The following is a 17829-nucleotide window of genomic DNA, read 5'->3' as shown; positions in this document are numbered from 1 at the left end:
ACTGTTCAAAGTGTGAAGAATCCTCGCATTACTATACTTCAACATACAGGTAACTATTTACAACTTACTTATCAAGCAGATACTAATGTTAAAATCTGGAGTTCAGCTTATACTTTTATTGATCAAAAACTTGGTAATTTCATGGCAGTTATCGATGATCATATAATTGTCTTTCCTATGGATCAAGATCCAAAACACGGTTGGGAATCACAATTTTCATCTTATAAATAAGGTCTAATGCAACAAATGTTAACGAGCATTACACCTATTGATTATTTAATTAACATGCCTCATGTGAAACTAAACATTCAAGAAAATGGCAAAGCCGTGTGGCTTGCGAATTTCAATTTAGATAGTTACACAGAAATCAAATGGCATTTAAGTCGTGATTTGCCATCTGATACTGCAACATTAATTCGAAAACATAATAATAGTGTTGACAAAGAAGTAATTAAAATCAAAGTAGAAAACGGAATCGCTACTATTAAAGCTCCCCTTTCTTCTCTTGAAACTATTCAATTGATATTCTAATTATTGATAAGAGCTAAATGGCTCTTATTTTTTGTTGAAAGAACAAAAAGCTTCCTCTTTTATCTTTAACTAAAAAAGCATTAAAATGAAAGTACTACAACCGTTAACGAAAGGATTTTTATCTTGGGTAAAATACTTGACTACGTTCGCTGGCGGGGTGACTTAACATTAGATCGAGAACCATTTAATAGTTTAGATGCTGGTTTGTTTGCCGCTTTTGCTTATCTTCCATTCGATCCCAGTGTTAAGGATCATACGCTCGAAGTAGCTACAAAACGTTTAATACAAAAAAAGACACTTATTCCTTCAGATAAACTTGAAGCTCAATTAATAAATCTAAGTGATCGATATAAAAATATGCGATTTTTAGACTGGTCGCATCTTTCTCAAAAAAAGCCACCTGTACAATTTACAGCGATGACAATTGAATTAGATCCTGAAACCATTCTAGTCGCCTATCGTGGAACTGATGGATCGATGGTTGGTCTCAACGAAGATGTAGATATGAGTTATCAGCCAGAAATTTTTGGTCAAAGTGTTGCTGCAGATTATTTAGATAGAATTGCACAAACTTATCCCGATAAAAAAATATACACCACCGGTCACTCAAAAGGCGGAAATTTTGCAGCTTATGCATTATACGCAGTATCACCGAATATTCAGGATCGAGTAATCAAAGCTTACAGTTTTGACGGTCCTGGTTTCATGAAAGAAATGTATGACCGGATAGAATTTCAACGCGTTATTCCAAAAATGATTACTTACGTACCTGAAGGCTCAATTTTTGGTATGATGCTTGATCATCCAGAACGTGTAATAGTTGTTAAAAGTAGAATGAAACACTTAATGAAACAACATAATCCTTTACACTGGGAAGTAGCGCGAAGTAGTTTCGTTATGGCACCAGCTTTAAGTAATGCAAGCAGAATTATTAGAAGTACATTTATTTCCTGGAATACCAAAATTCCACGTGAAAAACGTGAAGCATTTTGGTTGGCATTCTTTACTGCATTAGAATCTCATAAAATCACTGAAGCTAGTCAATTAACAACTAACAAAATTCGTGGTGCCATTCAATTTAGCCATGCTTATCTTTCGCTTGATCCAGACGCACGTTTAATTGCTAATGAGATTATCTCTGATATTACTGCAACTGCTCGCCAATACATCAATCTTCCCTTCCTTAGTCATAGTGAACATTTAGAACCACTGGGTAATGATTCAAGTAAGGGGCCCATCGTTGACGATTCTTATGATGGTAGTTAGTTATTTGTTTCATGTGAAACAACAAAAAAGTCAACTTCAAAATTGAAGTTGACTTTTTTACTAATCGTACAATGATTATTTATTTTTTAATGCTTCTTTAGCTAATTCAAAATCACCTAAAGTTGCGGAGCCATTATCTGCAACTGCTGGGCGCACAATCAATTCGTCAACGTCTGGAGTTGCAACATAATTATTGTTAAATTCCTTGAAGAAGCCACGAACTTGGACCAAGTCTTGATCATTTAAAACTGATCCACCAACAACCATTACATCAGGGCGCATAGTCATGTAAGCATTAAATAATAACTGCGCTACATAATAGGACACATAGGTGAACACTTTATGGTCTCTAGGTAATTTTTCACCTGGAATACCCGTTCTTCCTTCTAGCGAAGGACCCGCTGCCATTCCTTCAACACACTTATTGCCATGGAATGGACATTTTCCAGTATAGTTATCGCCTGGATAAGGAGTTACTAACATATGCCCCATTTCTGGATGGTTATTTAAGCCAATGAATTTACCTGCTTGAACAGCACCTGCACCAACACCAGTACCAATTGTTACATAAAAGTAAGTTTTAGAATCATCTTTGCCACGAGCAATATATTCGCCATAACAAGAAGCATTAACGTCAGTAGTCATTACAACAGGAATACCAAGTTCTTTTTCAAAAGTACCTTTAACATTAGTTCCAGACCAACCGCGTTTAGGTGTATCCAAAATGTATCCAAAAGTTCTTGAATTCGGATTAATATCAATTGGACCAAATGTTCCAATTCCCAAAGCAGATACCGGATGTTCCTTAAAGAATTCTACACTCTTAGCTAAAGTTTCTTTTGCATCTGTTGTTGGAATTCTTTTTCTTGCTACAATTTCACCATTTTTAGTATCTTGTACTGCCAAAATAAATTTGGTTCCACCAGCTTCAATACTACCTACATATTTATTTTCTACCATTCAACTTACACCTTCTCATTTGATTGTTTCTTAAAAAGATAGACTTTTAACTCTTATAGTATAGCTAATTAATGAAACGCTTACAAATCATTTTCTTAAGATTCACTATGAGTATAATCTAGATTTGAAAAACGATTATATGGTTTCGAGAACATCAATTTAACTGTTCCACGTGTACCAGAACGATTTTTTTCGATAATTACTTCTACTTCGCCATTATCTTCTTCTGCTTCAACTTCGCCTTCATCATCTTCATCACGCTCATCACGGTAATAATCATCACGATATAAGAAAGCTACAATATCCGCATCCTGCTCAATAGACCCAGATTCACGAATATCTGATAATACAGGACGCTTATCTTGACGCTGCTCAACAGAACGAGAAAGCTGTGATAAAGCAATAACGGGAATATGCAATTCTTTAGCTAGTTTTTTAAGCTGTCTAGAAATTGCAGAAACTTCTTGCTGACGTGATTCACTACGTGGTCCTTCAATCAACTGTAAATAGTCAATTACAATTAATCCTAAATTGCCTTTTTCTTTAGCTAATCTACGTGCTTTAGCACGAATTTCGCTCATTTTAATTCCAGGAGTGTCATCAATATAAATACTTGTATTATCTAATGATCCAGCTGCAACAACTAGTTTACGCCATTCTTCATCAGTTAACTGACCAGTTCTAAGATGCTGTGAGTCAATCAAACCTTCTGAAGCTAGCATTCTTTGAACCAATTGCTCAGCTCCCATTTCTAGTGAAAACATTGCAACCGTCTTATCGGTTTTAAGTCCAACAAATTGTGCAACATTCAGCGCAAAGGCAGTTTTACCAACCCCAGGACGAGCAGCTAAAATGATTAACTCATCATCATGAAAACCAGTAGTCATCTTATCTAATTCAGAAAATCCCGATGGAAGTCCTGTAACTGTATTCCCATCATCTGGAATAGAGTTAATTTCCTCCATAGTCGTGTTTAATACATCATGAATAGACTTAAACCCACCACTTGCATTATCCTGTGAGACGCCCATTATTTGACTTTCAGCGTCATCTAGAATGTCTGTTACATCATCAGAACCTTCAATCGCATTTTGAATAATTCTCTGACTAGTAGCAATCAAATTTCTAAGAATTGCCTTACGTTTTACAATTTTAGCGTAATAAGTAACGTGTACTGCCGTCGGCGTTGCCATTGACAATTCCGTAACATAAGCAATTCCGCCAATATCATCTACCTGATTATTTTTCTTTAACTCATCTTGCAGAGTAATAGGGTCAATTACTTCCTCACGATCTGAAATATTAAGCATGGCCTGAAATACAATACGATTTGCATGTTCATAAAAATCATCAGGCTGCAATACATCCGATGCATCAATAATTGCTTCGGGATCTAAAAAGACGGCCCCTAGGACCGCCTTCTCTGCTTCACTATCATGGGGAATTTGTTGAGAAACAACATTATCCATTATTAGTCTTGCTCCGTAATGTGAACGCGAATTACCGCTTCTACGCCTTTAAATAGTTTAACAGGTACATTTGTGTATCCTAAAGATTTAATTGGCTCTGGAAGCTCCAATTTACGCTTGTCGACTTTAATACCGTATTGCTTTTCAAGTCCTTCAACAATCTTCTTACTTGAAATAGAACCGAATAAACGAGAGTCGGTGCCAGCTTTAGACTTAAAGTTTATGATTGTCTTGTCATCTTCAAGTTTTTTCTTAATATCTTCAGCTGCTGCTTTTTCTGCTTCGTAAGCATCTTTTTCTGCCTTTTGAACACGTTTTAGGGTGTTTAAGTTAGAACTAGTTGCTTCCTTAGCATAGCCATTTTTAATCAAGAAGTTTTGAGCGTAGCCATCAGGTACATTCTTAACTTCTCCGCGTTTACCTTTACCCTTCATGTCTTTAATAAAAATAACTTTCATGAATTTCACTCCTACTCATTTTCTTTCAAATACTCATTAATTGCTGCCAGTAACTTATCTTTAGCTTCGTCAACTGTTACGCCTTTAATTTGAGTTGCCGCATTAGATAAGTGCCCACCACCACCTAGTTTTTCCATAATGACTTGGACATTAATATTTCCCATTGAACGAGCCGAAATTCCAACTGTATCTTTGCTTCGTCTCGTCAAGGCAAAACTAGCATCAACATGTTCAAGTGACAAAGCAGTATCTGCTGCTTGAGCGGTAATGATAGGATCATAAATCTTATTATCTTCTCCCATCAAAAGCGCCATGTCTGGTTCAATCATGTCAATAGTAGAAACTAAGTGACTTCTTTGCAAATAATTATCAATGTTTTCCTTCAGAAGTTCAGATACAACTTGAGTATCAGCCCCAATTGATCGTAAATAACTTGCTGCATCAAACGTTCTAGTACCAGTTCTTAAGGAGAATTCTTTAGAATCCACCGTAATACCTGCAAGCATTGCTGAGGCTTCTAAGTCAGTAAGAACTCCTTCACCGCCTTGTGGCTGGTATTCAATCATTTCTGTTACCAACTCACAAGTCGAAGAAGCATAAGGTTCAATATATACTAACATTGGATTTTCTGGGAATTCTTCTCCGCGGCGGTGGTGATCGATAATAATTAATCGATTCTTCAACCGATCATACAATTCAGGATCATAGGTAATACTGTGCTTAGAGTGATCAGTAAGAACTAAAAGTGATTCATCCGTTGCTTCTTCAAGTGCGTCTTTAGGAGAAATAAAAATATCCTTATCAATCCCAGCAGCCTGCATCTTAGCAATTAAACGCCCCACATCATAGTTGACATGATCAACATCTAATACAACATTCGCCTTTACACCATGTATTTTAGCAATCTTAACAATTCCAATTGCTGAGCCGATTGCATCTAAATCCGGATTTCTGTGACCTTGAACATAGACATGATCAACGCCTTTAAATAATTCTACCAAAGCTTGCGAAACCATTCGAGCTCTTACACGAGTTCTCTTCTCCATTGGATTAGATTTCCCACCATAGAAACGTGCTTCATGACCTGATTGTTTTACAACTACTTGGTCCCCACCACGACCTAAGGCTAAATCTAAATTCGATTGTGCTTGATCCGCAATTTCGTTTAAACTTTCAGAACCAAAAGCAATACCAATCGATAATGTTAATGGCATATTTTTTCGACTCGATTCGGTTCTAACCTTATCCAAAATAGAAAACTTATCATCTTCCATTTTAGCCAAATCGTGCATATGCGTTAACAAAATAAAATGATCTTCATCAATTCGTTTTAGATATGAATTAAATTGGCCTGCATAATTGCTAAGTGCATTTTGAACGTATGAGCTCATATTTGTTAGATTTTGATCACTCATTGATTGACTTAGTTCATCATAATTATCAATAAATATTAATCCAATTGCCAATCGCTCTTGCTTATACTTCTCTTCAATATTTGCATAGCGCGTAATATCAAGTAAATAAACAACTCCTAAGTCGTCTTGAACCACCATTTCAAATTTTTGGTCGCCCCACTTGATAATTTTATTTTGATTACTATTAGATTTAATAGCATCATCAACATATTTTGCTAATTCTTTATCTACAGACGATATTGAGGAGCCAATAACGTCTTCACCATGTAAATACATCTGCAGATAAGGATTTATCCATTGAATCTGCCGATCTTTATCATAAAGCATAATCCCAAGAGGCATCTTTATCATTGCCTCTTGTTCCCCACGCTTTATTCGATATGAAAGATTAGCAGCATAGTTATTTGTATTTCCCGCCAGAACATAAATTCCATATACTACAAAAATAACTGTCAAGATGAATAACAATACCATTGCTAGTCCAAAAAGTGGACTAATTAGCATCCCAATAATAGCTCCTAATAAAGAAAGAACTAAAACAATGACTAATGATGCTGTTAATCTAGTATCTTTAACAAATTCAGGCAATTCTAATTTGCGTAAAAAGCCTTTCATTGAAATTCCTTCCTGTATAGCATTAATATCATAAAATAATACACTACATCAGTTTATATTATACATCAAAAAATGCTTGCTTATCATCTAAGCTAAGCAAGCATTATAGCATATTATGCCGACGTAAATACCAGAGTAAAATTGCCATTACTATAATTGACCCAACGGTAATTATTATCCAATCAAAAGGATTATGAAAAATAGGTAAATCTACGTTCATTCCAAAAAAACCTGTTACAATTGTTGGAATAGTTAATAATAAAGACCACACAGTCAAAAATTGCATGGTATTGTTCAGGTTATTATTCAAAATGTTATTAGACGTTTTAGAAATTTCTTCAGTCACTTCACTATAAATTTTGATCATTTGTGAGGACTGCTGAACTTCGATGATAATGTCATCACACATTTCCTCTTCAGAAGCATTCATATGAAGACCAGATTTTTTATTCTTCAAACTCTCAAGCATCATTAAATTAGTTCTAATTGAACTAGACAAATAAACTAAACTTTTTTCAACTTGAGATAATTCTTGTAAATCTTTATTATGAATTCTTTCGCTCAAATGGTTATCCAAAACTAAACGTTGGCTATTTAGCTGGCTTAATGCCCTTTGAAAGTATTTGGTAACAGCAAAAAGAATAGCAAAAATTAATTCTTTTTCACTGTGAATATATTCGTCAGGCTTTTGTCTAAATTCTTCGATCATATAAGTTGTATCAGGAGAGTGAACTGTAAAAAGCGTATGATCTACCATTAAAAACTTAATTGGCAATGTAGTAAAATGGTCTGCATCCGCAGTTGGCCAAACTGGAACATCATACACAAGCAAGTCACTATTAGTAATATAGTCATGATCAAAGTGCGGCCGTTCGTGAAGGTCGGTGATATAAGATATAATCTCTGAGGTTAGATCAAATTCATCCTTTAATAATCTTATATCGTGATCATCACAGTTATAAATGTCATACCATTTGTAGTCAAAAGATATCTTTCCGGCTAGTTTTTGTTTAATAATCATGACAATCCCTCCGTTTGCTTCTTTTATGATACCGCAAAAAATAAAATAAAAAGAGTAGCTAGTGCTACTCTTTTTATTATTTCTTGATCTGTTATTAGTCTTCTGCGACGAATGGCAATAAGCCCATAACACGAGCTCTCTTGATAGCAACAGTCAACTTACGTTGATTCTTTGCGCTAGTGCCAGTGACACGACGTGGTAAGATCTTACCTCTTTCAGAGATAAAACGTTTCAACAAATCAACATCTTTGTAGTCGATGTAGTCAATGTGGTTAGCTGCAATAAAGTCAACCTTACGACGACGACGGCCACCTCTTCTTTGTTGAGCCATATCAAAGATCCTTTCTAATTAAAAGTTAAAATGGGAGATCATCATCTGAGATGTCAATAGTGCTACCTGAATCTGCAAATGGATCTTGCGGTTTATTGCTTTCTCCACCAGCAGGGACATTATTAGTGCTCGGTGCACTTGATCCACCAAAGTTATTGGTACTTGGTGCGTTTCCTCCTTGTGGAGCAAAATTACCACCATTAGTCTGGCGATTCTCACGATCACGACGCGATTCGAGTAAAGAGAAGTTATCAACGATGACCTCAGTCACGTACACTCTCTTACCATCCTTATCATCATACGTTCTAGTTTGAATCCGACCTTGAATACCAACTAGTGAACCTTTTGAGGTAAAGTTAGCAAAATTTTCTGCAGCTTTACGCCAAATTACACAGCTGATGAAATCAGCACCACGTTCACCTTGACTATTGGTATATTGACGGTCAACAGCTAGAGTAAACGTAGCAACTGAGATTCCACTCCCGGTTGTACGTAAATCAGGATCACGTGTTAAACGGCCAACAAGTACAACATTATTAATCATACTTTTGTCCCCTTCCTAATTCACGAAAACAAATTACTTGTCTAATTTTACAGTCATTGAACGTAAAATTTGGTTATCAATACGAGAAAGACGACCAAATTCATCAACTGGTTCAGAGTTTTCTGCAACGAAAGTCATAATGTGATAAGTACCTTCACGGTATTTTTCAATTTCGTATGCGAAACGTCTCTTACCCCAATCTTTAGATTCAAGTTCTTCAGCACCGTTGTCTGTAACAACCTTGTCGAAACGATCGATCAATGCTTTCTTTGAATCTTCGTCAATATCAGGCTTGATGATGTAAGTAACTTCGTACTTAGTTTTTGCCATAATAATTGCACCTCCTCTTGGACTAAATGGTTCTTGTAAAATCAAGAACAAGGAGTAATGAATAATATTACTCACAATGCTTGATTTTATCACAAAAACAAAAAATTACCAAATGTTTTTTCACGTGATCCTGAGTTTCATTACTCAATTACTATTACGCAAAAACTTTGGTAATTTTTTTATTTATTAATTTTCTTCTACTGAGTCTTTTTCATCAGATGATTCTTCATCCTCTTCACTAGCCTTAGGCACTGCCGTAATGCTTGCAACCTGTGCCCCGTCATCAACCTTAATTAAACGTACACCTAAAGTAGCACGACCAGTTTGAGAAACATCATCTACATCAAAACGAATCATAACACCTGCACTAGTAATTAGCATAATATCTTCATCGCCATTTACTACAGTTACACCAGCTAAAGGTCCATTCTTCTCAGTTATATTGGCAGTTTTAATTCCTTTACCACCACGTCCCTTAACTGGATATTCAGATGCTGCAGTTCGTTTTCCGTATCCCTTTTCAGAAATTACTAATACTTCTGAATCAGGTTTCAAAATATCAGATCCAACAACATAGTCATGGTCTCTTAAATTGATTCCACGTACACCAGCTGCTGTTCTTCCCATCGAACGAACATCTTTTTCATTGAAAGTTACTGCATAGCCTAAGTGCGTACCAATCAAAATATTTTGCTTACCATCAGTAGTCAAAACATTGTTCAATTCATCCTGATCGCGAAGAGTAAGGGCAATTAAGCCACTACGACGAATGTTTTGGAATTCACTAACTTTAGTACGTTTCACTGTTCCCATCTTAGTTACAAAGAAGAGATAATTATCATCTGCACCTTCAGGAACATTAATTACAGCCTGGATCTTTTCACCCTTATCAAGCTCTAATAAGTTAACGATTGGTAAGCCTTTAGCATTTCTACCAAATTCTGGAATTTCATAGGCCTTCTTTGAGTATACTTTTCCTAAATTGGTAAAGAATAACAAAAAGTCATGAGTACTTGAGAAGATCAAATGATTAATAAAGTCATCATCTTGAACTCCCATACCCTTTATTCCGCGTCCACCACGGTTTTGTACTTTAAATTCATCAGCTGGCATACGTTTAATATAACCGTTATGAGTTAAAGTTAAGAGTACGTCCTTTTGTTCGATCAAATCTTCGTCTTCAATTGAAACTGCTTCGCCTTCGGCAATCTTAGTACGACGATCATCACCAAAGCGCTTCTGAATATCAAGCAATTCATTATAAATAATCTGATCAATTCGTTCAGGTTTAGCAAGAATATCTCTGTAGTCTGCAATTTTAGCTTGTAGATCTTGATATTCAGCTTCAATCTTGTCTCGCTCCAAGCCAGTTAAACGAACTAAACGCATATCCAGAATAGCTTGAGATTGACGATCGTCTAAACCAAAGTTTTGGATCAATTGTGCTTTAGCTATATCACTATTTTGTGAACCACGAATAATCTTAATGATTTCATCAATGTGGTCTAAGGCAATTCTTAATCCAGCTAAAATATGCGCTCTAGCTTCTGCCTTCTTCAAATCAAACTTAGTTCTGCGAGTAATAACATCTTCTTGGTGGTGAAGATAGTATTCAAGCATTTGTTTCAAAGTTAGGAAATGAGGAGCTCCATTGACAATAGCAACCATATTCATTCCAAAGTTTGCTTGCATTTGGGTTTCTTTAAATAAATTATTCAAAACCACACTTGCACTTGCATCCCTACGAATATCAATAGTAATTCTCATACCTGTCTGGTCAGATTCATCACGAACCCCAGTAATGCCATCAATAACTTTTTCACGAGCTAGGTCAGCGATTTTCTTAACCAATTCAGCCTTATTTACTAAGTAAGGTAACTCACTTACTACAATTCGTTCACGGCCACTTTTTTCAGTTTCAATATTGGTTTTAGCACGAACAACAATATTTCCTTTTCCAGTCTCGTAAGCACGATAAATTCCGCCGCGTCCCATTACAATACCACCAGTTGGAAAATCAGGGCCAGGTATTACCTTCATCAAATCCTTAGTTGTAACGTCAGGGTTATCCATTAACATGTGAATACCGCGAATTACTTCAGACAAGTTATGCGGTGGGATATTAGTAGTCATACCAACAGCAATACCACTAGCACCATTTACTAATAAATTAGGAATTCTAGCTGGTAAAACTGCAGGTTCATTTTCAGTATCGTCATAGTTACGTTGCCAATCAATAGTTTCTTTATTGATATCACGAAGCATTTCAACCGCAATTTTACTCATTTTTGCCTCAGTATAACGCATTGCGGCTGGCTCATCCCCATCGACAGAACCAAAATTTCCGTGTCCATCAACTAACATATAGCGATATGAGAAATCTTGAGCCATGTGAGCCATAGCTAGATAAATTGAAGAGTCACCATGTGGGTGGAATTTACCCATAACTTCACCGACAATTCTGGCACTCTTTTTATATTGCTTGTCTGGCGTAACACCTAATTCATGCATTCCGTAAAGAATACGACGCTGTACAGGCTTTAGACCATCACGAACGTCAGGTAGGGCACGAGCCACAATAACTGACATTGCATAGTCTAAGAATGAGCTACGCATCGTATGGGTTAAATCAACATTACGTATTCTATGATCTTGGGGTTGATTTTCGTTAGCCATCTAAAGCCTCCTAAGCATCTAAATTCTCAACGTATTTAGCGTTCTTTTCAATAAATTCTCGTCTTGGACCTACTTCATTACCCATTAACAAGTCAAAGACCTTATCTGCGTCTTCGGCATATTCAGGACTTACTCGATCTAAACGACGATTTTCTGGATTCATAGTAGTTTCCCATAACTGTTCTGGATCCATTTCACCAAGTCCCTTGTAACGTTGAACCACTGGTTTAGGACTTGGTTGCAAAGTACCTAAATAATCATGTAATTCTTCATCTGTATCTAAGTACTTTTCTACTTTACCCTGACGAACTTGATATAGAGGCGGACGAGCAATGTAAACATATCCCTTCTCAATCATTGGTCGCATGTAGTTGTAGAAGAGAGTTAAAAGTAAAGTTCTGATGTGAGCTCCATCGACATCGGCATCTGTCATGATGATCAACTTATGATATCTTGCTTTTGAAACATCAAAATCAGCCCCAAATCCAGTACCTAAAGCAGTAAATAATGATCTAATTTCTTGGTTAGCAAGAATTCGATCCATTGATGCTTTTTCAACATTCAAAATCTTACCTCTAATTGGTAAGATAGCTTGCGTCAACCGAGAACGTCCTTGTTTTGCGGATCCACCGGCAGAATTTCCCTCGACAATAAATAGTTCAGAAATACTTGGATCATTACTGGTATTGTCAGCTAATTTACCTGGTAAGTTTGCAATTTCAAGACCAGACTTTTTACGCGTAACTTCACGTGCACGTTTAGCAGCAGTTCTAGCTCTTTCTGCAAGCTGTCCCTTTTCAACGATCTTACGACCTACAGACGGATTTTCCATTAAGAAACGACTAAAGGTTTCTGAAAATGCGCGGTCTACCGCAGTTCTAGCATCTGAGTTTCCAAGCTTAGTCTTGGTCTGTCCTTCAAATTGAGGATTAGGGTGTTTAACAGATACAACGGCGGTAATACCTTCACGAATATCTTCACCAGAAAGATTATCGTCTTTATCCTTGAGAATTTTGGCTTTGTGAGCATAGTCATTAACTACACGAGTTAAAGCGGTCTTAAATCCAGCTTCATGCATTCCACCTTCATAAGTGTGAATGTTGTTTGCGAAGGTCATGAGTGTTGTCTTATATCCGTTGGTGTATTGAAGAGCAACTTCAACGTCAATTCCCTCATAATTTCCTTCGACATAAATTGGCTCATCAAATAATACATCTTGACCCTTATTCAAAAAGGCAACGTATTCCTTAATTCCACCTTCAAAGTGGTAAACATCAGTTTCAGCACTTTCTTTACGCTTATCGGTAAAGGTTAACTTTAAGCCCTTGTTCAAGAAAGCAAGTTCACGAATTCTATTTTTTAAAATCTTATCGTCAAAGGTAGTAGTTTCGGTGAAAATATCTGGATCAGGATAAAAATGAACAATAGTACCATGTTCTTCAAGTGGAACCGTACCAATTTGTTTCATTTCACCTACTACTCGGCCATGATCAAAAGAAATTGCATACTTCTTTCCGTCTCTCATAACTGTAACATCAAGTTTAGTTGAAAGAGCGTTTACTACAGAAGCACCAACACCGTGAAGTCCACCAGATACTTTGTATCCGCCACCGCCGAATTTACCACCAGCGTGTAAAACAGTAAATACAGTTTCTAGAGCTGGACGACCAGTTTTTGATTGAATATCTACTGGAATACCACGTCCATCATCTTGGACTGTAACACTACCGTCTTCGTTGACAGTAATCTCAATCTTAGTAGCAAAACCTGCTAAGCGTTCGTCGATACTATTATCAATAATTTCCCAAACAAGGTGGTGTAAACCTTGGCTACTAGTTGAGCCAATGTACATACCTGGACGTTTTCTAACTGCTTCAAGTCCACCAAGAACTTGAATTTGACTTGCGTTATAAGTATCGGCACGTTTTTCAAAGTCTTTAGCTTTATTTAATGCTGCCTTACTCTTATCTTCTGCCATTTAACTCTCCTTTGCACTGATCGTTCCAGCAGAAATGTGATAAATCTTAGGTTCCTTCACAATTTCCCAAGAAATACCTTCTAAATCTGTTGTTGTTATAAAAGTTTGTGTCTTTCCATGAATATAATCTAGTAACCTACTTTGTCTTCGATGGTCTAATTCGCTCATCACATCATCTAGAAGTAAAATTGGATATTCTTGTGTTAATTCATGAACTAGTTGAATCTCTGCTAATTTTACACTTAAAGAAATCGTTCTTTGTTGTCCTTGAGATGCAAAATTATGAGCATTTTTATCATTAATCACAAAATCCAAATCATCCCTATGAGGTCCACTCAAAGTGGTTCCTTTTCGAATTTCATTAGGCCGATTTCTTTTATAGCTAGCAATTACTTTTTTATAAATGGTCTCTACATCATCATTCGATGCAATTTCTTTCACTGATGGGCGATAAAAAATCTGCAAATTTTCAGCTTGACCACTAATTTCACTATGAGCAACTTGAGCATATGAATTAAGTTTTTTGACGTATTTAATTCGACGAGATATTATCTCCGCCGCAACTCCTGCGAGTTGATCAGATAAGACATCTAAAAAGATTTGATCATGTGCCTTTTTTTGACTTAGCTGCTTCAAATAGTTGTTTCTTTGCTGCAGTACCTGTCGATACTGACTAGAATAATATAGATACTCTGAATTAATTTGCCCAAACTCTAAGTCCATAAATCTTCGTCTAACAGATGGTGCCCCTTTAACAAGAGCGAGGTCTTCAGGAGAAAATAAAATTGCATTCATTTGTCCTACATAAGCTGAAAGCTTTTTTTGTTCCAGTCGGTTTACCCAAGCTTTTTTGCCATTGGGCGTTAAACGAAGCTTAAGTTCAACCTCTAGTTGGCTTTTATGAACTTTCCCCTGCAATCCAGCGAACTTACTTCCAAAACGAATTAATTCTTTGTCGCTATTAGTACGATGAGACCGAGTTAGTGCTAAAAAATAAATTGCCTCAAGTAAATTAGTTTTTCCTTGAGCATTTGGCCCAATAAAAATATTTACATGAGGATCAAAATTTATTTTTAATTCTTCAAAATTCCTAAAGTCCTTCAATTCAAAGTTTGCAAGATACATTGGCTACTCTGAAATAAATTCATACTCTTCTCCAGCCAATTTCAATACATCACCTGAATGTAGCTTCTTTCCTCGGCGATCTTCAAGTTCGCCATTTAATTGAACTGGATTTTCTTTTAGATACCATTTAGCCTGACCACCAGAAGATATTACACTTTTTTCTTTTAAAAATTGAGCAAGCGTAATATATTCTCCCTTAATTGTGAATTTTTTGATAATATCACCCCGTTTACCTTGTCATACCTAGCTATTATACCGTTTTTTTATGTGAAATTCAATTTTGTGACGCATTATAGTCTTTTTTAAGCCATTTTTTCACAAATTAATATGGTTATACTTAACCAGTTAAAAATTCGCTTATTCGGCCTAAATTTAGCTTTTAAGTGTGAAAAGCAAAAAAAGAGCTGCTAAAGCAGCTCTTTTTAGTTTTTTAACTAAAAGGTTCTAACTGGAGTAATTAATTGAGTAAAGTTGACGTCTTGTTTTGCTGGAACAACAGTGAATGGTCTCAATGGTTGAGTAAAGTTCATGATAATAGAATCCGTAATGGATGCACGTAATGCTTCTCTTAAATAATCAGGGTTAAAAGAAATTGTCAATCCATCACCTTCAAGATTCTTAAATCCAATCTCTTCTTCAACATTACCGATTTCTGGTGAATCACCCTGTAGTTTAACCAACTGATTTTGAACATCTAAGGTCATTTTAACTACATTATTACGACTTTCATGAGTAAGCAAACTAGCACGTTCTAATGATCGAGCTAGAACTGGTAGTTCAAATTCAACTGAAGTTGTAGATTCAGTTGGAATTAAGCGATCAGTATCTGGATATTGACCATCAAGTAACCGGGAATAAAATGCAATGTTTCCTACTTCAAATAGTACCTGATTTTCTCCCGGATTTACTGTAATTTCAGGATCGTTTTCTCCAATAATTCTAGCTAATTCTACCAAGCTCTTTCCTGGAATAATTAAATCAGTACTAGTTTGAGGACCATTTTCTAAAGAAATTTGACGTTGTGACAAACGGTGACTGTCAGTAGCTACTGCTTTAATTGATGAATTATTAAAAATAAAGTTAACACCAGTTAAAGTTGGACGGCTTTCTTGAGTAGCAACAGCAAAGACAGTTTCATTAATAATTTCTCTAAAAGTTTTTCCAGAAATTTTAAATGAAGCATCCGTAGAAATTTCTGGTAGGTGTGGATAGTTATTGGCGTCTAATCCGTTAATCATAAATTCTGTATTTTCAGAAACGATCTTTGTTTGAAAGCTTTCTTTTACTTCAAATGAAAAATCTTTACCTGGTAATTTTTTAACAATTTCGCTGAAGAAACGTGCTGGCAAAACAATTGAACCAGTTGACTGAACAACTAAATCATCATTTACCGGTATTTGAATCTCAATAGAAATGTCAGTATCACTACCAGTTAAAGTAAGCATTTCGTCGGTAAGATTAAGTTTAATACCACTTAAGATCGGAATACTTGCACGTGAAGAAATTGCACGCATTGCATTGTTTAGGTTTTCGAGGAATAAATTACGATTAATTGTAAACTGCATCGTTTACCTCCTGTGAAGTTTTATGTACTTTGTTTTATTTAATTATATATTTAAATACTTAGAAGTAGTAGTAGGGCCAGTGGAATCTGTGGGAAAGTAGACAAACACCTGAATAAAACGGACTTTTGTCTGTTCAACAAATGTGGACAAAAGCAAAAGTTATCCACATGTTATTAACTTTTAGTGTTCTAGCATAGCTTTCAAATCATAGACAGCTGCTTTAATTTCAGCATCTGTTTTTAGAGCACGAGAAATTTTATCGCAGGCATGCATAACTGTTGTATGATCTTTGCCACCAAATTCTTGACCAATTTTTGGCAAACTAGAATCTGTTAACTCACGTGAAAGATACATTGCAATTTGACGGGGAACGACAATTTGCTTAACTCGCTTTTTTCCTTTTAACTCAGTGGTTGAAGTTTGGAAATAGTTTGCAACAACCTCTTGAATTTTCGAAATCTGAAGTCCTCTATTTTTTTGTACAAGTTTTAAATCGGCCAAAGCTTCTTTAGCTAGATCAACGTTAATATCTTCTCGTTCAATAGTGGCATGAGCTTGGACCTTAACTAAGGCTCCCTCAAGTTCTCGAATGTTGGTATCAACTTGTGAAGCAATGTAGTCAAGCGTACTGTCATCGATTGACAACCCATCAGTTTCGGCTTTTTTACGTAAAATTGCGATTCTAGTTTCTAAATCAGGCGGTGTAATTTCTACTTGTAGTCCCCATGCAAACCGAGAGACTAAACGTTCTGATAATTCAGGAATTTCAGTTGGTAGACGATCACTAGTCATTACAATTTGTTTTTGATCATTATAAAGAGTTTCAAAGGTATGGAAGAACTCTTCTTGAATTCCCTCTTTTTTAGAAAAGAATTGAATATCATCTACTAGTAAGAGATCACAGTTCCTATATTTATTACGAAATTCAGCTTGAGTTTTATTTTTTATTGAATTAATAAAGTCATTTACAAAGGTCTCGCTTTGAATATAGACCACTTTTGCATGTGGCTTTTCAGCGAGCATTTGGTGCCCAATAGCTTGCATTAGGTGAGTTTTACCTAAACCAACTCCACCAAAAATAAATAAAGGATTATAGAAACTACCTGGATTATCTGCTACGGCTAAAGCTGCCCCGGCAGCAAGTTTATTTCCCTCACCTTGAACAAATGTGTCAAAGGTATACTTACTATTTAATTGAAGATCTTGAGCAAATTCATTACGACGATCTTCTAATATTTCTTGATTAGTTTTAATTCTTGGTTTTGGTGTAACTAAACGTTCAGGACCTTCTTTGCCAGCAACTTCGAACTTAGGTTGAATTTCCATATCCGCATAAGCGTAAGCTTCCTGGATTAATTGTGATGCTAAATTCTTTTCCCAATATCCTTTTGCAACAGGAGATTCAACAGCAATTATCATTTCTTTTGTCTTTTTATTAAAGGAAATAGGTTTAGTATTTTTAAACCAAGCATTATAGGCAACTGTGCTGTAGCTTTTTTTCATCTCAGCATTAAAAAATTGCCAAAATTTATCTAGATCAAACAA

At 35.9% G+C, this 17829-nt stretch carries 17 protein-coding genes; 3 read left to right on the top strand and 14 right to left on the bottom strand.

Annotation, left to right across the window (positions count from 1 at the left end):
* Positions 1-12: 12 nt before the first annotated feature.
* From H1A07_RS09990 to H1A07_RS00075, 3 genes are all read left to right on the top strand, one after another.
* A complete protein-coding gene (locus tag H1A07_RS09990) occupies positions 13-231 on the top strand; it encodes a hypothetical protein (RefSeq protein ID WP_244974131.1) in 219 nt (72 codons plus the stop codon).
* Between the two features lie 6 nt (positions 232-237).
* A complete protein-coding gene (locus H1A07_RS09985) occupies positions 238-531 on the top strand; it encodes a hypothetical protein (RefSeq protein ID WP_244974130.1) in 294 nt (97 codons plus the stop codon).
* Between the two features lie 123 nt (positions 532-654).
* Positions 655-1797, top strand: coding sequence for an Mbeg1-like protein (locus H1A07_RS00075; protein ID WP_153938883.1), 1143 nt, complete (start codon positions 655-657; stop codon positions 1795-1797).
* 75 nt (positions 1798-1872) lie between these two features.
* Here H1A07_RS00075 and H1A07_RS00070 read toward each other — a convergent pair whose 3' ends face one another.
* The 14 genes from H1A07_RS00070 to dnaA form a co-directional block, all read right to left on the bottom strand.
* Positions 1873-2757 carry an ROK family protein gene (locus tag H1A07_RS00070; protein ID WP_210145020.1) on the bottom strand — a complete coding sequence of 295 codons (885 nt, stop codon included), beginning with the start codon at positions 2755-2757 and terminating at the stop codon, positions 1873-1875.
* 95 nt (positions 2758-2852) lie between these two features.
* On the bottom strand, positions 2853-4226 hold the full coding sequence (dnaB, locus tag H1A07_RS00065; RefSeq protein WP_057718498.1) for a replicative DNA helicase: 1374 nt from the start codon (positions 4224-4226) through the stop codon (positions 2853-2855).
* 2 nt (positions 4227-4228) lie between these two features.
* Positions 4229-4684 (bottom strand): 50S ribosomal protein L9, encoded by a 456-nt coding sequence (rplI, locus tag H1A07_RS00060; protein ID WP_094503103.1) that lies wholly within the window; start codon positions 4682-4684, stop codon positions 4229-4231.
* A gap of 11 nt (positions 4685-4695) precedes the next feature.
* Entirely contained in the window at positions 4696-6714 is a 2019-nt protein-coding gene (locus H1A07_RS00055; protein WP_210145019.1) for a DHH family phosphoesterase, read from the bottom strand.
* Between the two features lie 103 nt (positions 6715-6817).
* Complete coding sequence (locus H1A07_RS00050) at positions 6818-7735, bottom strand: magnesium transporter CorA family protein (protein ID WP_057718500.1); 918 nt, start codon at positions 7733-7735, stop codon at positions 6818-6820.
* A 94-nt stretch (positions 7736-7829) separates the two neighbouring features.
* The gene (rpsR, locus tag H1A07_RS00045) at positions 7830-8066 is read right to left on the bottom strand and encodes a 30S ribosomal protein S18 (protein WP_003649728.1); all 237 of its coding nucleotides are present in this window, start codon (positions 8064-8066) and stop codon (positions 7830-7832) included.
* Between the two features lie 25 nt (positions 8067-8091).
* Positions 8092-8610, bottom strand: a complete 519-nt coding sequence (ssb, locus tag H1A07_RS00040) for a single-stranded DNA-binding protein (RefSeq protein WP_210145018.1) — start codon at positions 8608-8610, stop codon at positions 8092-8094.
* A gap of 33 nt (positions 8611-8643) precedes the next feature.
* Positions 8644-8940: a 30S ribosomal protein S6 gene (gene rpsF / locus H1A07_RS00035; protein WP_004896331.1), complete on the bottom strand. Its 297-nt coding sequence runs from the start codon at positions 8938-8940 to the stop codon at positions 8644-8646.
* Between the two features lie 186 nt (positions 8941-9126).
* The gene (gyrA, locus tag H1A07_RS00030; RefSeq protein ID WP_057718502.1) at positions 9127-11616 is read right to left on the bottom strand and encodes a DNA gyrase subunit A; all 2490 of its coding nucleotides are present in this window, start codon (positions 11614-11616) and stop codon (positions 9127-9129) included.
* A gap of 10 nt (positions 11617-11626) precedes the next feature.
* Complete coding sequence (gyrB, locus tag H1A07_RS00025) at positions 11627-13594, bottom strand: DNA topoisomerase (ATP-hydrolyzing) subunit B (RefSeq protein ID WP_094499257.1); 1968 nt, start codon at positions 13592-13594, stop codon at positions 11627-11629.
* Positions 13595-14719 carry a DNA replication/repair protein RecF gene (gene recF / locus H1A07_RS00020; RefSeq protein WP_210145017.1) on the bottom strand — a complete coding sequence of 375 codons (1125 nt, stop codon included), beginning with the start codon at positions 14717-14719 and terminating at the stop codon, positions 13595-13597.
* Between the two features lie 3 nt (positions 14720-14722).
* On the bottom strand, positions 14723-14938 hold the full coding sequence (yaaA, locus tag H1A07_RS00015) for a S4 domain-containing protein YaaA (RefSeq protein WP_210145474.1): 216 nt from the start codon (positions 14936-14938) through the stop codon (positions 14723-14725).
* A gap of 215 nt (positions 14939-15153) precedes the next feature.
* Positions 15154-16284, bottom strand: a complete 1131-nt coding sequence (gene dnaN, locus H1A07_RS00010) for a DNA polymerase III subunit beta (protein WP_057718506.1) — start codon at positions 16282-16284, stop codon at positions 15154-15156.
* A gap of 180 nt (positions 16285-16464) precedes the next feature.
* A complete protein-coding gene (gene dnaA, locus H1A07_RS00005) occupies positions 16465-17829 on the bottom strand; it encodes a chromosomal replication initiator protein DnaA (RefSeq protein ID WP_094499255.1) in 1365 nt (454 codons plus the stop codon).

Origin of the sequence: Lactobacillus taiwanensis, assembly GCF_017894345.1 — a bacterium.
GTDB classification, from domain to species: domain Bacteria; phylum Bacillota; class Bacilli; order Lactobacillales; family Lactobacillaceae; genus Lactobacillus; species Lactobacillus taiwanensis.
Note: the sequence above shows the minus strand (reverse complement) of the source record. Positions and strands in the feature narration are given on the sequence as shown.